This is a genomic window from Pseudoalteromonas sp. ECSMB14103 (genome assembly GCF_000813065.1).
Classification (GTDB): domain Bacteria; phylum Pseudomonadota; class Gammaproteobacteria; order Enterobacterales; family Alteromonadaceae; genus Pseudoalteromonas; species Pseudoalteromonas marina.
Window position 1 is genome coordinate 123,544 of record NZ_JWGY01000007.1, and the last position, 19,957, is coordinate 143,500.

18 protein-coding genes are annotated in these 19,957 nt (G+C 38.9%); 11 read left to right on the forward strand and 7 right to left on the reverse strand.

All coding sequences use genetic code 11. From position 1 onward, the window contains the following. Positions 1-36: 36 nt before the first annotated feature. The 3 genes from RF53_RS12685 to RF53_RS12695 form a co-directional block, all read right to left on the reverse strand. Positions 37-1,389, reverse strand: coding sequence for a hypothetical protein (locus RF53_RS12685; protein WP_039037896.1), 1,353 nt, complete (start codon positions 1,387-1,389; stop codon positions 37-39). A 133-nt stretch (positions 1,390-1,522) separates the two neighbouring features. After that, entirely contained in the window at positions 1,523-3,967 is a 2,445-nt protein-coding gene (locus RF53_RS12690; protein WP_039037897.1) for a TonB-dependent receptor, read from the reverse strand. A gap of 784 nt (positions 3,968-4,751) precedes the next feature. Beyond that, complete coding sequence (locus RF53_RS12695) at positions 4,752-5,177, reverse strand: hypothetical protein (protein WP_010557291.1); 426 nt, start codon at positions 5,175-5,177, stop codon at positions 4,752-4,754. Between the two features lie 337 nt (positions 5,178-5,514). On the opposite strand from RF53_RS12695, the gene ccoN reads away from it, so the two are divergent. From ccoN to ttcA, 11 genes are all read left to right on the forward strand, one after another. Continuing rightward, entirely contained in the window at positions 5,515-6,948 is a 1,434-nt protein-coding gene (ccoN, locus tag RF53_RS12700; protein ID WP_006794295.1) for a cytochrome-c oxidase, cbb3-type subunit I, read from the forward strand. A gap of 12 nt (positions 6,949-6,960) precedes the next feature. Further along, a complete protein-coding gene (gene ccoO / locus RF53_RS12705) occupies positions 6,961-7,635 on the forward strand; it encodes a cytochrome-c oxidase, cbb3-type subunit II (RefSeq protein ID WP_006794296.1) in 675 nt (224 codons plus the stop codon). Positions 7,636-7,640: 5 nt separating this feature from the next. Beyond that, on the forward strand, positions 7,641-7,826 hold the full coding sequence (locus RF53_RS12710) for a CcoQ/FixQ family Cbb3-type cytochrome c oxidase assembly chaperone (RefSeq protein WP_006794297.1): 186 nt from the start codon (positions 7,641-7,643) through the stop codon (positions 7,824-7,826). Continuing rightward, positions 7,823-8,857 carry a c-type cytochrome gene (locus RF53_RS12715; protein ID WP_008126414.1) on the forward strand — a complete coding sequence of 345 codons (1,035 nt, stop codon included), beginning with the start codon at positions 7,823-7,825 and terminating at the stop codon, positions 8,855-8,857. The genes RF53_RS12710 and RF53_RS12715 overlap by 4 nt, the downstream gene beginning before the upstream one ends. 149 nt (positions 8,858-9,006) lie before the next feature. After that, positions 9,007-9,498: a FixH family protein gene (locus RF53_RS12720; RefSeq protein WP_006794299.1), complete on the forward strand. Its 492-nt coding sequence runs from the start codon at positions 9,007-9,009 to the stop codon at positions 9,496-9,498. 8 nt (positions 9,499-9,506) lie between these two features. Then, the gene (locus tag RF53_RS12725) at positions 9,507-11,882 is read left to right on the forward strand and encodes a heavy metal translocating P-type ATPase (protein WP_039037898.1); all 2,376 of its coding nucleotides are present in this window, start codon (positions 9,507-9,509) and stop codon (positions 11,880-11,882) included. Next, positions 11,879-12,046, forward strand: coding sequence for a cbb3-type cytochrome oxidase assembly protein CcoS (ccoS, locus tag RF53_RS12730; protein ID WP_006794301.1), 168 nt, complete (start codon positions 11,879-11,881; stop codon positions 12,044-12,046). Before RF53_RS12725 ends, ccoS begins: the two co-directional genes overlap by 4 nt. Further along, positions 12,039-12,710 carry a sulfite exporter TauE/SafE family protein gene (locus RF53_RS12735; RefSeq protein WP_039037899.1) on the forward strand — a complete coding sequence of 224 codons (672 nt, stop codon included), beginning with the start codon at positions 12,039-12,041 and terminating at the stop codon, positions 12,708-12,710. Before ccoS ends, RF53_RS12735 begins: the two co-directional genes overlap by 8 nt. A gap of 67 nt (positions 12,711-12,777) precedes the next feature. Beyond that, positions 12,778-13,509: an FNR family transcription factor gene (locus RF53_RS12740; protein WP_006794303.1), complete on the forward strand. Its 732-nt coding sequence runs from the start codon at positions 12,778-12,780 to the stop codon at positions 13,507-13,509. A gap of 100 nt (positions 13,510-13,609) precedes the next feature. Beyond that, a complete protein-coding gene (gene uspE / locus RF53_RS12745; RefSeq protein WP_039037900.1) occupies positions 13,610-14,536 on the forward strand; it encodes a universal stress protein UspE in 927 nt (308 codons plus the stop codon). A 94-nt stretch (positions 14,537-14,630) separates the two neighbouring features. Beyond that, on the forward strand, positions 14,631-15,542 hold the full coding sequence (ttcA, locus tag RF53_RS12750) for a tRNA 2-thiocytidine(32) synthetase TtcA (RefSeq protein WP_008126427.1): 912 nt from the start codon (positions 14,631-14,633) through the stop codon (positions 15,540-15,542). Between the two features lie 46 nt (positions 15,543-15,588). Here ttcA and RF53_RS12755 read toward each other — a convergent pair whose 3' ends face one another. The 4 genes from RF53_RS12755 to RF53_RS12770 form a co-directional block, all read right to left on the reverse strand. Beyond that, the gene (locus RF53_RS12755; RefSeq protein ID WP_082014441.1) at positions 15,589-16,644 is read right to left on the reverse strand and encodes a hypothetical protein; all 1,056 of its coding nucleotides are present in this window, start codon (positions 16,642-16,644) and stop codon (positions 15,589-15,591) included. 54 nt (positions 16,645-16,698) lie between these two features. Continuing rightward, positions 16,699-17,766 carry a hypothetical protein gene (locus RF53_RS12760; protein ID WP_010557284.1) on the reverse strand — a complete coding sequence of 356 codons (1,068 nt, stop codon included), beginning with the start codon at positions 17,764-17,766 and terminating at the stop codon, positions 16,699-16,701. A 399-nt stretch (positions 17,767-18,165) separates the two neighbouring features. Beyond that, positions 18,166-19,488 (reverse strand): methyl-accepting chemotaxis protein, encoded by a 1,323-nt coding sequence (locus tag RF53_RS19695; protein ID WP_039037901.1) that lies wholly within the window; start codon positions 19,486-19,488, stop codon positions 18,166-18,168. Between the two features lie 243 nt (positions 19,489-19,731). Beyond that, positions 19,732-19,953 (reverse strand): hypothetical protein, encoded by a 222-nt coding sequence (locus RF53_RS12770; protein WP_039037902.1) that lies wholly within the window; start codon positions 19,951-19,953, stop codon positions 19,732-19,734. Positions 19,954-19,957 lie beyond the last annotated feature (4 nt).

Sequence of the window (19,957 nt, forward strand, 5' to 3'; positions counted from 1 at the left end):
TAAAAAGGGGGATAGACTGTGGTCTATCCCCCTTTTTTATTTTTTAGAATAAATGAGCTCAATGTTGACTATTTTACTGCGATTTAAGGTAATTTTATAACGCTGATAAAGTGTTTTATCACCTTCTGTGTGCACCAATACCAAATTTAATTGATAACGTCGCTCAACGGCTTGTTTTGATATTTTATTGCTATCTAAATGGTAAAGCTTACCTTCACCACGTTTTAAATAACGGGCAAATGGCGCTAGGTTAAATTGCAGTGTTTGCTGCAACGTATCGTATCCAGGTAAAAACTCTTTGGCCGACACGCGCGTTTCACTCGCAAAGTGCAGCCATTGCGCAGCCTGTTTGTTTTGCTGGCGACGTTTTGAAAAAATGGTTTGAACTTCTTTCGGTATTTTTTTAAAACGCGTGTACTCAAGCCAAATAAACTGGCTGGCTATTTTGTCTTTGGTAATACTATTTTTAAAGGTAAATCGCCATTTTGGCCGCCCTTGAACTATTGCGCGCCAAATTACACGGGTGATATCTTCTTTAAAAATTTCACGCAAACCATAAATTACACCCAGTATCAAAATGAGAGTCGCTGTTACCTCTGTAAAACTGGAACGTGCATTAAGAATTACCAGCATCACAAACGCCATAATAACCGCCGTTACCGTCCCCTTTACCAAGCGCTTTAGGTAACTATTTAAAAAGCGAGTATTGCGCTGAAGTATTACTCCATGCTCAATTAAGCGTTGCAATAAACGCATTTTATTTGTGATTCGATTAGCGTCTTGAAGGGTGGTTTCAGAGTTATAGTTTTTATCTGCTCTGTACACGTTTTCGCTTTTACAAAATTGCAAAAGGTCGTTCCGCTCTTTAGCAAAATCGCTACTGCGCGGGCCTTCATCTAGTAATTTTAAAAATGATTGCTCAACGTGCCAACTCAGGTAGTTATCAGCGTTTGTATAAAACGGCAGTAACTTTTCGTCATCGGGCGTATAACGGCGTAGCTTTTTTAATAGGCCTTCACTTTGCTCAAATAATTCATTTGCACGATTATAAAACTCTTCTGCCTCGCTTAACTTAAGCGCATCCTTAATATCAGCATCGAGCGCTAAACGCACTTGGTAACAAAATAAGTTTAGATTTTGCCTGTAGTCTTGCTGTTCACCTTTGTTTTTACTTACAAAACGGCTTCGTACTAATGGCAAGTGAATATTGTTAGCGTTGTAAGCTAAGTGAGATTTAAACTGATTGTTGAAGTAAGATTCTTCGCTCAGCGTTTTAGGGTTTATTCCCATTTCGTTAGGAATAGAAAAGTACAGATCAATACGCTGCTCTGAACGCGCATTTAACTCGGGCTCAATGACAAAAGATAAATTTTCGTCTTGTTTTAACAATCAACTCTCCTTTTTCTATTCGTTTTAGTTTACTTGCCTCCAGTAATTTGTTCAATAAAAAAGGCCCCGTAAACACGGAGCCTTACTAGTTTAAATATGTAACTTAAACCTTGGTTAAAGTATTTGTTTGCAGTTAAAACTTATAGTTAATACTTGCGAATACTCGTGAACCAATTACGTCGTAAATCTCAGGTACGGTGCCCATGTCATTTCCGCCAAGTACTTCTTCTGGCTCTTTATCAAAAATATTATTCATACCACCTGTCACTTTTAGTGACTCATTTAGGTTGTACGTCATTGAAATATCGTGATAAACAATATTATCTGTGCTGAACGACTCGCCGTAGTAGTCCCCACTCATACCACGAATAAAGCGTGCGTTATAAAGCACACTAAACGCATCAGACAAATCGTAGTTTACAGATAAGTTAGATTTGATTTTAGAATAGCCACCAATGTTACCGTCAATAGTCCCCGTGTAATCAATATCATCTTGCTCAAATTCAACCAAGTAGGTTGTATCTAAGTTAATACGGTAGTTATCGGCGGTATAACCAATGTTCCAATCAATACCTGACGTTTTTTGAGAGCCAACATTAGTTAATGCAGAGCTTAAGTTTGATAAATCACCCGCTGGGGTAATATTTACCGAATCACACGATTGCGTGTCGCCCGCAAAACAGTTGTTCATTTCGTTTTGTACATCTAAACGCGTGATGGCGTTTGTAATGTCAAACTTCCAGTAGTCAAGTGTTGTAGATAAACCATCAACAACTTCCCACACCATACCAAATGTAAACGAACGGCTTTCTTCTGCTTGTAAGTCTGCATCACTAGTGTAATTTACCAAAATTTGTGCGTCTTGCTCGTTACCCCATGGATCGGCTAGGTAATCGTAAGAGCCCGAGTTGCCACCAAATAGTTCAGCAACGTTTGGCGCTCTAAAGCCGGTGGCTAGTACAGAACGAACCATAAATGAATCTGTTACATCCCATGTAGCACCCAGTTTCCAGGTTGTTTCACCACCAAAGGTAGAGTAATTATCGTAACGTGCAGCCCCTTCAAGTGTCACGACTTCTAATACCGGCATCGATGTTTCAAAGTAGATAGATTGTACCGAATAGTCACCTTCAGTAGGATCTTGCTGTGCTGCTGTACTTTGGCCCAATTGTGTAATTAAATCGGGTGTGTAAAAACCACTTTCAAAACGGTTCTCTATACCTATTGCGTAACCAATATCGTTATCAGTAAGTGCGCTGTAACCTGCAGATAAGATAAACTGCTCATTTCCACCTTCATTGCTTTCAGTGTAAATAGAATCGTTAGCAGTTAAAAAGTCACGGCTAAGTGCATCACCACTAAACCAAATTGCTTGGTTTGCGTAAATACTTTGCTCTACTTGGCTTGCATTAATCGAGTTTTGTACTTTATCTTTAGAATCGTTTCTGCCGTATGTAGCACTTACATCCCAGCTTGCATCGTTATCTAAGACACCTTGTAATGCCACTGATGCACGGTATGTGTCTGTTGTTTGCTCGTATATTCGTGGGCCAGCATCAACCATTCTTCTGCGATACTCTAGCGAATCGGCAAGCTCACCGTCGACAATAAACGCATTGGTGTATTCGTTATCAAGGTTTGCTGTAAGTAAATCTACACTGGCTGGTTGAGGTGCCAATTGCTGTGATGAATCACGGCGTGTATACATAAGGTCAACATTGAATGTGGTATCAGCGTCTAGCTCTTTATCAAAGCTTGTAAATAAACTGTACAGATCGTTTGGTGTTTGTGCATAACTCGATGTAGTAAAGTCGTACGATGTTGTTCTATCTGCAAACTCACCATTACCTTCGTATGTTTTACCGCCTAGCGTACCTTGTGGAATAAACGAAGACTGCCCTGCAGGCACAAAGCTACGATCTGATTGGATCACCTCGCCACGGCTTGAAAACTGTGTACCAACAACTAAGTTACCATCGGCAACCTGCATGCCGTGTAATAAGCTAGTACCGTAGTTGTTACCATCACCCTTAGTTGTGCGACTTCCTTCAACATTAAGCTCAGTACCTTCAAAATCTTTTTTAGTGATAATGTTAACAACACCAGCAATTGCATCAGATCCATACACAGCTGATGCACCATCTTTTAAGATTTCAATTGATTTGATCATTGCAACAGGAATGGTATTTAAATCAACCGAAGAGTCTGCACCGGTTCCAGAAGAAACCATACGACGACCATTTAATAACACTAGGGTACGTTGTGACCCCATGCCACGTAAGTTAACAGTTGCAGAACCACCTGAACCATTATTACTTGAAGCACCAAGGCTTATACCCGCAGCAGATGGCTGAGTTGAGAGAATATCGGCAACAGAAGTGAAACCACTTTTTGCAATAAAGTCATCGCCAATAACGGTAATTGGACTGGCTGTTTCCATATCAGTACGGTTGATACGTGAACCCGTGACCTGAATTTTTTCGATTGAATTTGCAGCTTCGTCTGCTGCTAGTACATGTACACTTGAAAACATTGGGATGGCTGCTACAACAGCTAGACCAAGAGTCGATTTAGTCATGAAAGAATCCTACTTGTTGGAATTTACCAAGATTGGTAAAACTCATTTGTTATAAGAAGAATGAGTCGGCAGGCAACTTAAGCGCACTTAACTGAACGAAAACTTAACGCTTGAGTGGTTTTTGACAAAGACAAAAAAGACCAACCTAAAAAAGGTACAAAGGTTACTACTTGTTTCATTGTTAATATAAAAATACAATTTAAAATTAATAAGTTAAAATAATTTTTATACAATTAAAGTACAGATGAAATCAAACACCTCTACTTTGTAATCAAATGTAATTACACCTGTTGTTTAGCAATAATTCAGGTATTAACAACTTAATCACACCCCATTATTAAAAAGGTAAAAGCACCTGAAAGTTGCTAACTCATAAGAAAAGCTTTTGGTTCATAGTGAATAATAAGTTCGCTTATTTTGCTTGGGTATAACAGCTCAAAATTTGGTCTACACTATATGAATAATGTGAGATGTTGATATTAACTATGGTTATAAATCAAATTAGTTGGCTGGAACAAATACGGCATTTGAGAAAGCTTAACTTTTTGACTACACACTTTTGACAGGACTAATTAAAAAATTAGTTTTAGATGTATTTTTTGAAATTTTAGCACTAATGACTAAAGGGTTAGTGCATTTAATTAATTACGTTTTGCTGCGCATTGGCATTACAGGTTCAAGTTTGAACCTATCAAAAAGAAAAGTTTATAAGCTTAGGTAAACAACAAATTTGGGATAAAACGTGATCGGTTAACTGGTTAATTCGTAATATTATTAAAGCTCTTTAGTAGGTAACATAAAAGTAATAGTTAAGGGTATCTTCGGTTGAAGTGATTGTATTTATAACAGTTAATTCAAGGGTCCAAAGCATATTGTTTTCTGAGCAAATGCCAACCATGGTTTCGCTTTGCCACAAATCCCCTCGCTGTACAAACTGCTGCGGGATAAATCCCATGTACATAGTTATGCCTTTCAATTTTGCTTGGCTGATTTTTGTATTGTTGGGTAATTTGCTGAAAATTGTAAAAGGTGTTTCAGGTGAAAGAGATTGATCACTGAGCCACACTTTCACTTTATTTGGGAAGGTACATTCTTGGTTAGGTTCGCAGTTTGAATTTTTATGTATGCTTGCGTCTTTTTGATTATCAAAATCACAGGCGGTCAACAATAAAAGTAGCAAAAACACATAACATAATTGGGTTGCTTTCATAAAAATTCGCTCCGAATAAAAGCAGATACTAATAATCAAGCTTATAAATGACAAGCATGGCCCACTAAATAATCAAATTTAGGCACTCAGCTAATCAAAAAATAGACAACAAAGCCACAAAGTTTGATTGATGTCATAATATTACGTAATTGACCTATCTTTTTTAGGCCAAAAAATTTATTATTTCCCTCGCAAAAATTAGGGTTTCTCGAGTTTGTTTTCTGAAGCATTCATGCTTTGAACGTTTTAGGTAACATGCTTGTGAAGTAATAGTAGGCCCCACTTTTTAAGTGGGTAATTCATTTCTAAACGCATTTATTGCAGCGGAAGCCAGAAAATGAGCCAAACAGTAGCATCACAAACTGAGTATAACTATAAAGTTGTACGCCAATTCGCTATTATGACAGTGATTTGGGGCATCGTTGGCATGAGTATTGGGGTTCTGATTGCTGCCCAATTAGCTTGGCCAGCACTTAACTTTGATACACCATGGTTAACTTACTCTCGACTACGTCCGTTACACACGAACGCAGTAATTTTCGCATTTGGTACAAGTGCACTTTTTGCGACGTCTTATTACGTCGTGCAACGTACTTGTCAAACGCGCCTTTTCTCAGACAAACTTGCCGCAATTTCATTTTGGGGCTGGCAGCTAGTTATTGTATTAGCAGTAATTACCTTACCATTAGGTATTACAAGCTCTAAAGAATACGCTGAACTAGAATGGCCAATCGATATTTTAATCGCTGTTGTTTGGATTATTTATGCAGTTGTATTTTTTGGTACTTTAATTAAACGTAAAGTATCGCATATCTATGTTGCTAACTGGTTCTATGCTGGCTTTATCATCACTGTTGCAGTATTGCACATTGTGAACAGCATGGCAGTGCCTGTATCGTTAACTAAATCATACTCTATCTACGCAGGTGCAGTAGATGCGATGGTTCAATGGTGGTACGGTCATAACGCTGTAGGTTTCTTATTAACCGCTGGTTTCTTAGGTATGATGTACTACTTTGTACCTAAACAAGCAGGTCGCCCTGTATACTCTTACCGCTTATCGGTCGTTCACTTTTGGGCACTTGTATCTCTTTATATTTGGGCTGGTCCTCATCACCTTCACTACACTGCACTTCCAGATTGGACGCAAAGTTTAGGTATGGTTATGTCTATTATCTTATTTGTTCCATCTTGGGGCGGCATGATTAACGGTATAATGACCTTATCGGGTGCGTGGCATAAACTGCGTACTGACCCAGTACTTCGTTTCTTAGTTGTATCACTCTCTTTCTACGGTATGTCTACGTTTGAAGGCCCAATGATGGCAATTAAATCTGTGAACGCGTTATCTCATTACACAGATTGGACTGTAGGCCACGTTCACTCAGGTGCACTTGGTTGGGTAGCTATGATTTCTATTGGTGCTATTTATCACCTTATCCCTGCACTATTTGCACAAGGTCGTATGTACAGCATTAAGCTTGTTAATACACACTTCTGGTTACACACTGTTGGTGTTGTTTTATACATTGTTGCAATGTGGATTTCAGGTGTAATGCAAGGTCTTATGTGGCGTGCAGTAAATGCTGACGGTACATTAATGTATAGCTTTGTTCAGTCTTTAGAAGCATCACATCCTTTCTACATAATGCGTTTTGTTGGCGGTGTATTCATCGTAACAGGTATGTTAGTTATGGCTTATAACGTTTTCCGTACAATTTCAGCTGAAAAAGAATCACTGAAGTTAGACGCGCAAGCACAATTAGCATAACGGAGTGAGATGATGAGCAATAAAAATTCACAAAACAAACATGAAATAGTAGAAAAAAACGTTGGCCTTATGGCCATACTGACTGTTTTTGCTATTAGCTTTGGTGCATTAGTTGAAATTACTCCACTTATGTTCCAAGACGACACAACAAAACCAGTAGATGGCTTACGTCCTCTAAATGCATTAGAAATGGAAGGTCGCGATATATACGTGCGTGAAGGTTGTTATAACTGTCATTCACAAATGATCCGTCCTTTTCGTGACGAAGTTGAACGTTACGGCCACTACTCTGTAGCAGGCGAGTCAGTATGGGATCACCCTTTCCAATGGGGTTCTAAACGTACTGGACCTGACCTTGCTCGTGTTGGTAAACGTTACTCGGACGATTGGCATTATGCTCACTTAGTGAACCCGCGTGATGTGGTTCCTGAGTCTAATATGCCAGGTTTCCCTTGGTTAGCAGAGAACACAGTTGATACCAGCTTAACTCTGAAAAAACTACAAATTTTCCGTGATACATTCGCTATTAACCCAGAAAATCCAAAACATCCGGGTTTAGGTTACGGTAGCGATGAAGAACTAATAGCTGACGTTGCCAAAGTTGATGCAATGAATGACGGTAAAGGTGCAACAGAAATGCAAGCCCTTATCGCTTATTTGCAACAGCTTGGCACGCACTTGAAGTAATTATTATGGATTACGGAACATACAGAGGCATTTTAACTCTGGTAATTTTAGTATTGTTTATTGTGATTGTTGTATGGGCATACAGCAAGCGTACCAAAAATCGTTTTGACGACGCTGCTAATGCCATTTTTGAAGATGAAAAAAAACATAACAACACACTCTCTAACGAGGAAAAGGAGTCTGAAAAATGACTAGCTTTTGGAGTATTTGGGTTATTGTTTTAACCCTAGCATGCTTACTTATTATCTTTGGCCTATTAGTGTGGAACTTAAAAAACTACGCTGGTGTTGAAGAAGGTGAAGATTGTGGGCATGAGTATGACGGTATTACCGAACTGAACAATCCGCTACCTAAGTGGTGGACTTACATGTTCTTCGCAACGTTTATTTGGTCTGTTTATTACCTAGCAGCATACCCAGGTTTAGGTAACTGGGAAGGGTTAGGTAAATGGACAAGCTCTAATCAGGGTATTACCTCTTTAGCGGAATCGAAAGAAGCCGTTAAGTTAGCAGCTGAAGAAGGCCGTTTTGTAAAGCTTGATAAAGAGTACGAAGCAGCAGAAGAGCGTTTTGGTCCTATTTTTAACCGACTTGCAAAAGTACCTGTTTTAGATTTGGTTCAATCTAAAATTGATGGTGATGCAGCGCAGCAGCTAGCTCTTGAAAATGGCACAGAGCATGAACAAACAGATGGTCAATTAGCGTTAGAAATTGGTCAACGTTTGTTCTCACAAAACTGTGCGCAGTGTCATGGCTCTGATGCACGTGGCGGCATTGGCTTCCCTAACCTAACTGATAAAGATTGGTTATACGGTGGTACACCAGACAAAATTAGAGAAACACTCCTAATTGGTCGTGTTGCAGCTATGCCTCCTTGGGGTGCAGCATTAGGTGAACAAGGTATAAAAGAAATGACAGCACACGTGCTAAGCCTTTCTGGTCGTACAGTAAACCAAAAAGATGCAGCCGCTGGTGCAGCTAAGTTTGCTATGTGTGCAGCGTGTCACGGTGCAGACGGCAAAGGCTCTGTTGCTCATAACCTACCGTTTGGCGCACCAAACTTAACCGATAACATATGGTTATACGGTGGTTCTCAACGTGCCGTTGAAGAAACACTGCTTAACGGTCGTGCCGGTGTAATGCCAGCGTGGAAAGACATTTTAGGTGAAGATAAAATCCACCTTTTAACTGCGTACGTTTACAACTTATCGCAAGATAAATAAGCACGCTGTTAATAGAATGTTTATAAATTAATTTATTAAATTCAATAGATTAATCCAGATCAAAAAAGCCTCCACTTGGAGGCTTTTTTTTAGTCTTTTACGTACAATTACTATAAAATAACCTCTTCGAAACTAATATTAGAGTCACTATGCAACCTACTCCGTGGTATAAAAACTTTTGGCCTTGGTTTTTAATTTTTTTCCCGCTAGCAGCTATTGTTGGCTGTATTACTTTACTAATAACGGCAATTGGCAATGGCCCAGATATGGTCGTTGATGATTACTATAAAAAAGGTAAAGCAATTAATTTAGAGCTCAGTAAGTTTGAGAAAGCAAAAGCACTTTACTTACATGGTGAATTAGCCGTAACTAACGACCGAGTGAGTTTTAAATTTACCAAAGGCGATAGCAGTAATGTATCGGCTTTAAAAGTGTCGTTTTACCACCGTACAATCAAAGCACACGACTTTGAAGCAACACTTACAGCTAATGCAAACAAAGAATTCACCGCACTTCTTGAAAATTACACTGAAGGTGCCTATTCCATTTTTGTTGAACCTATCGATAAAACATGGAAACTAAAAGAAAACATTACCCTACCTACGGTTGAAACCGTTTTAGTTACGCCTAACTATAAGTAGTTATTATTATGTCTAATTCTTGCTTTCATTGCCTTGAAAGTGTGCCAAAGGGATTTAGCGCCACAGTAACAATAGACCATACCTCTCAGCCAATGTGTTGCATTGGCTGCCAGGCCGTAGCGCAAAATATTGTTGAGCAAGGAATGACTGATTACTACAAATACCGCACAGTCAGTGCGGGTAAAGTAGAGCAACTTGTTCCTGAGCAATTGGCATTTATTAAAAGTTACGACAACGAAGATATTCAAGATGAATTTATAGCCACAAGCAACAATATTTCAGAGGTATTACTGAGTGTTGAAGGCATTACGTGCGCCGCATGTGCGTGGCTTATAGAAAAGCAATTATTGAGTTTAAACACTGTTAAACGGGTAGATGTAAACACCTCAACTAACCGTGCAATGATCCAATGGGACAAAACAGCGACTCCACTGAGTGATGTTATTACCGCCTTAGCTAAATTAGGCTACAAAGCATATCCATTTCAGGCCGATACCGAAGCACAACAAAAACAACAAACTGCAAAAGCGTATATTCGCCGCTTGGGTGTGGCAGGCCTAATGACCATGCAAGTAATGATGTTTGCATTTGCCATGTATTTTGGCATGTTTTCAGGTATGGATAGTAATTTTGAACAGTATTTTAGATGGATAAGCCTTGTATTAGCTTCTCCTGTTATTTTGTATAGTGCGCTGCCCTTCTTAACCAACGCAATTAACGGCTTAAAAGCTAAACAGCTTAATATGGATTTACCTGTTTCTTTAGCAATTTTTGGCGCCTACGGAGCCAGTTGTTATGCAACCGTTATGCAAGTTGGTGAGGTATATTTTGAATCTATTTGCATGTTTACCTTTTTATTATTATTAGGTAAATATTTAGAATTTAGAGCGCGTTTAAAAGCGAGTGAATACACAGCAAACCTTCAAAAGCTATTACCTCTAACAGCTCGCACGCTTACAGATAGTGGTGAAGAACTCATTATTGCGGCTAAAAAGCTTAAACTTAATGATGTTGTACTTATTAAAGCAGGTGAAACCATTCCCGCCGACGGCGAACTCATTAAAGGTAAAACGACGGTTGATGAATCAATGATGACCGGCGAGCACCAACCGGTTAACAAGTTCATAGGCCATAATGTGTATGCCGGCTGTGTAAACCACGACGGTGTTATTGAAATTAAAATAAATAAAATAGGCCAAAACACCCTTTTAAATCAAATTATTCGTCTGCAACACAATGCGCTCACAAAACGGCCTAAGCTGGTCGAAATAACCGATAAAGTAGCACAAGGGTTTGTAGCTTGCTTATTGATATTTGCCTCGTTGACCGCCATTGGTTGGTATCAAATTGATCCCGAGCATGCTTTTTGGATTACTATTTCAGTATTAGTCGCAACCTGCCCTTGCGCTTTAAGCCTAGCAATACCGACAGCCCTAACCTGTGCAATTGCCAGCCTAACCAAAAAGGGGATTTTAATTAAACAAGCCCATGTACTTGAAACCCTCTCAAAACTAACTTTATTTGCATTTGATAAAACAGGCACACTCACACAAGGTAAATTTAGCCTTGATGAAGTAGATATTATCGACAACAGCTACTCAAAAGATGATGTAATGGCTATTGCAGCAATGTTGGAGCGCTTTTCTGAGCACCCGATTGCAAGTGCATTTGACGGCTACACTCCAGCAAAGCATAGTCTTCATAACATTGAAGTGCACGCAGGTTTAGGGATTAGTGCACAAGATGAAACCACCCACTACGCTATAGGTAAAAGTGGTTGGTTTGACAGTAAAAAAACAAACGCGCAAGCCAGTTTGTATATAAACAAACACGTTGTGGCACGTTTTTATTTTGTCGATAAAGTAAAGCACGATGCTCAAAGTTTAATTAAATCGTTACATGCGCAGCAATTAACTTGCCACATGCTTACTGGCGATGCGTCAGATGCGGGCAAAAAAGTAGCTAAACAATTGAACTTAGATAGCGTGCAATCTGGCTGCTCACCACAAGATAAACAAACAGCCGTAGAAGCATTTTCATCTCAAAATGAGGTGGTCGCTATGGTGGGTGATGGCATAAACGATAGCCCTGTATTTGCAAGTGCCCATTTGTCTATTGCAATGGAAACTGGCGCTGATATATCAAAAAACAGCGCCGATGTTGTACTGCTAAATAGCGATTTAGCGTCTATTGATCACTTACTCAATATAGCTAAACAGACCCGGCGTATTATTAAACAAAACCTAACATTGTCTTTATTATATAATGGTTCAATATTACCGCTTGCAGCACTTGGGTTAGTTGCTCCATGGATGGCCGTCATTGGTATGTCTGCCAGCTCAATTATTGTGATTTGTAATTCACTAAGGCTATTAAAGTTATGAGCATAATTTATATTTTGATCCCCATTGCCATATTGTTTGTGCTTATTGCCATTGGTGTATTTTTTTGGGCGGTAAGAAGCGAGCAGTTTTCTGATTTGAACAAACAAGGCCACAGTATTTTGTTTGAAGATGACAAAGAGCAGCATAACAAAAGTAATGATTGACCCTTTATACATTAGCGCATTTTTAATGGGTTTGATTGGCAGCGGCCACTGCATAGCAATGTGTGGAGGGATTGCCAGCTCGTTACAATTAGCCAGCGACAAACGTAGAACACTTACCTATTCATTTGCTTATAATTTAGGGCGTGCAATAAGTTACATGCTTGCAGGCACACTCGTTGCGGGTATAAGCAGCCAATTTGCTAAACAAAACACATCATTCTCTATAACGCTTTCATTTATTGCAGCAATTTTTATGCTGTTAGTAGGCGTTTACATAATGCGCTTAGGACCTACACTTCAATGGCTTGAAAAAGTGGGTAAAACACTTATTTGGCAGCATATTGTTAAGCTTAACAAATATTTAATGCCGGTTGACTCAACAGTAAAAGCCATAGGCTATGGGGCTTTATGGGGCTGGCTTCCGTGCGGTTTGGTTTATTCAGCGCTAACCTGGGCAATGACGAGCCCCACAGCATTTGATGGCGCAATGGTTATGCTATGTTTTGCACTAGGTACATTTCCTGCCATGATCACAGTAGGGATCACTGCGCAAAAACTCAATACCATTATAAATCATCCTTGGACCCGAATAGTATTAGGCAGTGTTATAATTTGGTATGGTATCTACTTATTGATTATTGCAACCGACAAGTTAGTACATTAATGTTAAAATGTATTAACCTTTTCAGGTTTATTTCCCCCTGTATATAAAAACTAAAACGGATAAAATTATGGATTTCACTCAAAGTCGCGCTAAAGGTAATTGTGCTATTAGCTGTAATAACTGCAGCATAAGCCAATTGTGTTTACCGTTTTCGTTAAATGGCCAAGAAATGGATAAGCTTGACGAAATTATTGAGCGAAAAAAACCATTACACAAAGGTGACTATTTATTTGAATCGGGTGCACCACTAAAAGCGATTTATGCTGTACGCTCTGGCTCATTTAAATCATACACCTTGTCTGAACAAGGTGATGAGCAAATTACTGGCTTTCATTTAGCAGGTGACTTAGTTGGTTTTGATGCCATTAGTAAAATGGCACATCAGAGCTTTTCTCAAGCCCTAGAAACCTCAATGATTTGCGAAATTCCCTTCGACACTCTTGACGAGCTTGCAGGTAAATTACCTAAACTACGCCAGCAAATAATGCGTTTAATGAGCAGTGAAATTACCTACGATCAAGAAATGCTTTTACTGCTTAACAAAAAATCGGCAGAAGAACGCCTAGCTAGTTTTATTTATAACTTGTCTGAGCGATTTGGTGAGCGTGGTTTTTCGCGTAAAGAGTTTAGGTTTACTATGACCCGTGGTGAAATAGGTAATTACTTAGGCCTTACAGTAGAAACCATTAGCCGTTTATTAAGTCGCTTTCAAAAAGCCGATTTAATTAAAGTAGAAGGCAAGTTTATTACTATTTTAGATAATGATGCACTCGCTAAAGCAGCAGCCATTGTTAAATAGGTATACCTTGATATAGAACAACAATTTATGTGCTAAGCCTTTAACTGTTTTGTATTTGAGTTACACTAAAAGTACACCAGTTAGATAAATGGAGTAGCACATGAACACAATTAAACGCATTCTCGCGGTTATTGACCCTACCAAAGACGATCAACATGGTTTAGCGCGCTCAGTCGAACTGGCAAAAAAATCTGGCGCAACAATTACAGCATTCATGACGGTCTATGACTTCTCTTATGAAATGACAACGATGCTTTCAGGCGATGAGCGTGAAGCGATGCGCGAAGCCGTTTTAAAAGACCGCGAACTCTGGCTCAACGATTTAGTTTCACCTTACAATAACTTAAATATTGAAACATTAGTTGTTTGGCATAACCGCCCTTACGAAGCCATTATTGAAACAGTTATCGATCAAAATTACGATTTAGTCATTAAAAGTACTCATCAACATGGCGCACTAAAATCGGTGATATTTACCCCTACAGATTGGCATTTGGTGCGTAAATGCCCTACTCCAGTATTATTTGTAAAAGAAATGGCATGGCCTGAAAATGGTAATATTTTAGCTGCTGTTAACGCAGTGAGTGAGAATGATCAGCATATTGCGTTAAACAAACGTATAATCAAAGACGCGCAATTTCTATGCGAACTTGCTAACGCAAAGCTTAATTTAGTCAATGCATATCCTGCTACCCCTATTAATATAGCTATTGAAATACCAGAGTTTAATCCAAGTCTTTACAACGAATCAGTTAAAAAACACCATATAGAATCAACTAATGCACTGGCTACTGAATTTACATTAACTACTGAGCAATGCTTTATTGAAGAAGGCTTACCAGAAGATGTAATTCCTGATATTGCAAATCGTTTGAATAGTGAATTAGTGGTTATTGGAACTGTTGGCCGTACTGGGTTAAGTGCTGCGCTAGTTGGCAATACTGCAGAGCATGTAATAGATAGCCTAGACTGCGATGTATTAGCACTAAAACCAGACGGCTACGTTAGCCCACTGGCAAAAGATTAATAATTTTGCTGTAGCTCCCGATATGCTAATAACATATAATACGCCCCTTTATTTCTAGCAAGTAATTTGCTGCATTGTTTACTAAGGGGGCGTAGTGTCTAACTCAGCTCAAGCCAAAGCTCAATATAACTTTAATAAGTTACAAAAGCGTTTACGCCGTTTAACTGGCCAAGCGGTTATGGACTTTAACATGATTGAAGAAGGTGACCGTATAATGGTTTGCCTCTCTGGTGGTAAAGATAGCTATACAATGCTTGAAATGCTGCAGCACCTTAAACGTGTTGCCCCCATTAAATTTGATCTTGTAGTTGTTAATTTAGACCAAAAGCAGCCCGGCTTCCCTGAACATGTATTGCCAGAGTACCTAGATAAACTCGATGTAGAGTACAAAATTGTAGAAGAAGATACCTACAGTATTGTAACCGACATAATTCCTGAAGGTAAAACCACCTGCTCGCTATGTTCTCGCTTACGCCGTGGTATTTTATACCGCACAGCTAAAGAGCTTGGTGCAACTAAAATTGCTCTTGGTCATCACCGTGACGACATGATTGAAACACTGTTTTTAAACATGTTTTATGGTGGAAAACTAAAAAGTATGCCTGCTAAATTAATGAGCGACAACGGCGAGCATATGGTTATCCGCCCGCTTGCCTACTGTAAAGAAGCAGACATTAGCAAATACGCGTTTACTCAAGGCTATCCTATCATTCCGTGTAACTTGTGTGGTTCTCAAGAAAACTTGCAGCGTAAACATACAAAAAACATGTTAGCGCAATGGAATAAAGATCATCCGGGCCGCATTGAGAGTATTTTTACAGCCATGCAAAATGTTGTTCCATCTCATTTAGCTGATGCTGAATTATTTGATTTTGAAAACCTAAAAACGGGTGAAGTGATTGATGGCGGCGATATTGCACTCGACAAGCCAGATATTCCTAAAGTGCCTGTCAACAGCGATACAGACGAAGAAAACGCTGGCGTTGTTACAATTAACTTAAGCTAACTAAGTTGTATTTTTGGGTTTGCATTAAAGCAAACCCAAAACTAGTTTAACCGTCGGCTAATCCTTTTAAAAACTCCAAGCTTAATTTTTCTTGCTCATTAGGTTGGTATGGCAGCTGTTGTAAACTGTCAAAAGGAAAGTCATTTATATCAAAGTGGCTAATTTCACTGTTACCAAAACTGTTTCGCTCGCCAGGACTTGGCGACATCCTTTCAATTACAAATCCACTCAAACGCATATCAGCCATGCCTTGCGGCAAAATTGACCAGTGCGCTTTTAAATCAATAGTTTGGCTTCCTTCACTTAAACGTTGTTTACTCACCAAGTGCGCAAGTGGTGTGTCGCCAGTAAAAAGGTTCGCCCGAATACGGTACAAGCCCTTTTTTACTACTTTTAAATTGGCGGGTATAAGCATGTTTTCGCTTTGTGGGTATGCCGACTCAAAACCAATAAGTGTCGCACTCGGTGGCATATATTGAATTTGCGCCACTACAGGGATTTGTTTTCCATCAACATTTGCTTCAACAAATATTTGTAAATTTCGCGGATAGTCTTCCTCAGCTTTAAAAATAACATTGGCTTCGCCATCTTGTGCATTACTTTTATAGGTTGTTACAGTCTCTTTTGTATCTGTATTGGCAAGCTCTACATTCACATTTTTAAGGCCACCTGCGCTGACTTTTAATGTTATTTCTTCTGGATACACAAACCTATATTTACTAAGGCTGACTGTAACCGCATTTCCTTTGTCGTCTATTGGACTTTCAACAGGATAAAATTGATTAGGTTTTAAACGGTCTTCATCAAATTCAGACAATGGTTGTGAATATGGCGGATATTTAAGCGCACGCTCGTATTGAGTAGCTACCTGCTCTGCTGCTTTTGCTAAGTTGCTATTATAATCTGTTGTTACTTTTTGTTTTGGTGGTGATTTAGCGGGTAAGTGTGCAGTAGTTGCGTGTATGTTTAATTTACTCTCAGCGGGCAAAGGCTGTTTTATCTTAACAACAGCGACTTCAACTTTAGCCTCTTCTTGAGAGGGCCAAACTAATAAAGCCAGTAAAGCCATTACCGAAACGACTACTAGGATTTTTTTTATCATTAATAGCTCAATCCTTATAAAAAGTGCAGCTTAATTAAGCTGCACATTTAACGTTTATGGGATCACATTATAAATTAATGCAGAAGCACTCGTTGTGTTTGAGTTTTTAATATAACGGTAGTTCTTTTTCCAAAACCACGACCCTGTTGTTTGATCAAATGTATTAAAGCCAACATTTTGTCCGTCGACATTAATGTTATTCATAGCAATGGTTACATTACCTTTACGCTGAGCATTATGAATTTCATTATGGCTGTAGCTGTCACTCATCATCATAGGGTAATGGTTAGGCATAAAACTATTTACCGCATCACTTTGTGATTTTAATCGACCATCAGTATCAATACTGCTACTACAGCTACCAAATGACCGTGCAGAGCTTGCACCACATGATGAGTGCGACGCAACAACCGAATCATCATTACCTTTTAAAAATGCGCCTGTGATCCCTAAGTATTCATTACCGTCGGCAACAAAACGTAAACGAGGTGTACGCGCATCTGGAAATGGAGATATTTTACGCGCATTATTTACTTTTAAATCGTGTAACACGCCAACCGCTTCGGTAACATCGCTTCCTAGCCACCATCTAAGTGCAGCATCTATAGCAAAATTCCACGATGCACCTGTAAGTGCGCTTACAGCAACATCAGCAAGTTCACTACCGCCACCAGCACCGGCTAGATCAAATGTAGCAACAATATTGAGTGGCGAAAGCCCTGCGTTTTCTAACCAGTTTGCTTGGTTATCAATAATATGGCGAGCAATTAAATCCCCAGTAGAGTGTGTCACTAATACACAGCCATCAGCACATAAGTTTGAGCGAGATAACTGCTTTAATTTAGGCCAAACCCAATCTGTTGCTATTTTACCTTCAACACGCTCGTAGGCAGGCCAATCAATTCGTTCATCTGCTCTGTTATTCCAATACGACTGCCAATATGTTTCGCCATCATTTACAACGTCGCTACCTGATTTATTGGTTATTTGAGATACCTGCAAACCATGAATTAATATTATTTTGTGATCTTTACTTGCAGCTGAAAAACTCATTAGCATAGCAAGGCATGCGCCCACTATATGCTGAGGTTTTATCCACTTGTGTGTGTGTGTGTTGTTCATAAAATTCCTTAATGTGTGTGTTAAATATTATTTGTTAAGGTATTCATTATTAGTGTCTTTTTTTACTTATCTGCAATATTAAGCATTAGAGAAAATAACCTGACTCTACTATCAGCGAGTTATAACTCTATTTTACCTGCCTTAGGTAATGTACTTAGTTAAGCAAATTAGTATGACTGATCAGTCCAGACAATGACCAGTATTAGGAACAAAGAACAAAAATGCAACAATTTATTATCATTTATATTGGATCAAAACAAAATTTATTTTTAATCAATAATTTAAAAATTGTCTTTTTTGGAATTATATGGTGGGTTTGTAAAAAATATAGCTGAGGAGTGCAATCTATTTTGCCAAGCCTAAACGTGGTTTAGCCTTGGCAAAAATTTTTAACTGACTTTATTGACCTTTAAGCTCGCTTGTAAATTGCCCTATAGCATTTACAACTTCTTGAGCACCATTTTGTATTTCACTCATCACATTGCCCGACTCTTTAGATAAAGCTAAGCCTTGCTCTGCTTTTTCTTTTCCTTTTTCGATTACATCTACCGTGTTTTGGGTTTGCGATTGGTTACGCTGTACAACTTCAACAATTTCCTCTGTTGCTTTAGATGTACGTGATGCGAGTAAACGAACCTCGTCTGCTACAACGGCAAACCCCCGACCTTGCTCACCAGCACGGGCGGCCTCAATAGCTGCATTGAGTGCAAGTAAATTAGTTTGCTCAGCAATACTACTAATGCTTTGCACAATGCTCGCTATTTGTTGAGATTGTTGATCCAATGCAGAGATTTCGCTGGCCGCTTGCTCCATATTTATAGCAAGCTCTGTCATAACAGCCACTGTGTCTTTAATTACTTCAGCGCCTTGTTCTGCTTTTTTATCTGTTTGTGTTGAGGTGCTGTAGGCAATTTCGGCAGCTTGAGAAATCGCAATTTCTCGGTTTACTTGCTCCGTAATAACAGTCGCAAACTTCATTACTTTATAAAGCTTTCCGGCATCATTAGAAATAGGATTGTAAGAGGCCTCTAACCAGACAATGTTGCCATGCTTATCAACACGCTTAAATCGAGACGCTATAAACTGTCCTTGCCTGAGTTTTGACCAAAAGGCCTGATACTCTTGTGATTCTGACTCTTCGCGCTCACAAAAAATACGGTGATGTTGGCCTAATATTTCTTTTTCTTTGTAGCCCATTGCATCTAAAAATTGCTGATTAGCCTTTAATGCATGTCCTTCTAAATCAAATTCAATAACCGCCATTGATCGGTAAATCGCCTTGATTGTGTCACTTTGCTCACGCGATGCTGAAATTGTTTTGGTTAATACAGTACAAAAAATAGAAAAATATAAAAGCTGATCTTGTTCTCCTTTTACAGGGTGAACAATTAAACGTAACCACTCTACTTGACCGTCTTGGCGAATAAATTGTAACGCGCCCCCCCAATGGCCCTCTTTTTTAATCGCTTTTTGTAAGCTTTTGTACTCGTCTGAGTGCTGAGAATGTTCAGAAATAATATCTAAAAGCGGAGTATTAATAATATGATTTTCTCGATAGCCCAGCATATTAAGGAGCTGCTCGTTTGCGTGGGAGATTCGTCCGTCATAAAGAATATTAATTACTAGCATTTCACGATTAAGGCCTTCCCAAACTTGTTGTAGTGGGTAAAGCTCTGCTTTTAAAGATGCTATTTCGTTTTGTTTACTATTAGAAAAAAACATTAATATCCTTACTAATACTCGAGGTATGAAATTTATAAATGCAGAGGCTAATTTATCTACGTGATAAATGAAATTTGCCCTAGCGTTAAATAATTTGCTTAAAGTTCAACCAAAACCAAGACTTTTACATGGTAAAGTAAACACTTAACACACATTTGGGACCATTTATTACTTTAATATAGCCTCCATATAAGTCAAACTTTACAACTGGCTATTTTACTAAAATCACTGTTTAAGCCCCATTTACGCTTTTAAATGCAGTAATAGTGCAGGTAATAACGTTTCTATGCACTGGGCGTTTTCTTCATATTGGTGACTTATACGTACCCAACCGTCTGTTCCCATTATTTGTAGCGAGGTTATTTCTACGCTATCGATGTTTTCGTATTGAGTGCACCACAGCCCTTTTACTCTAAATATGCCAAAACTTGTAGTAATGCGATTTATTGTAAATGAGGTTTTCATAAGG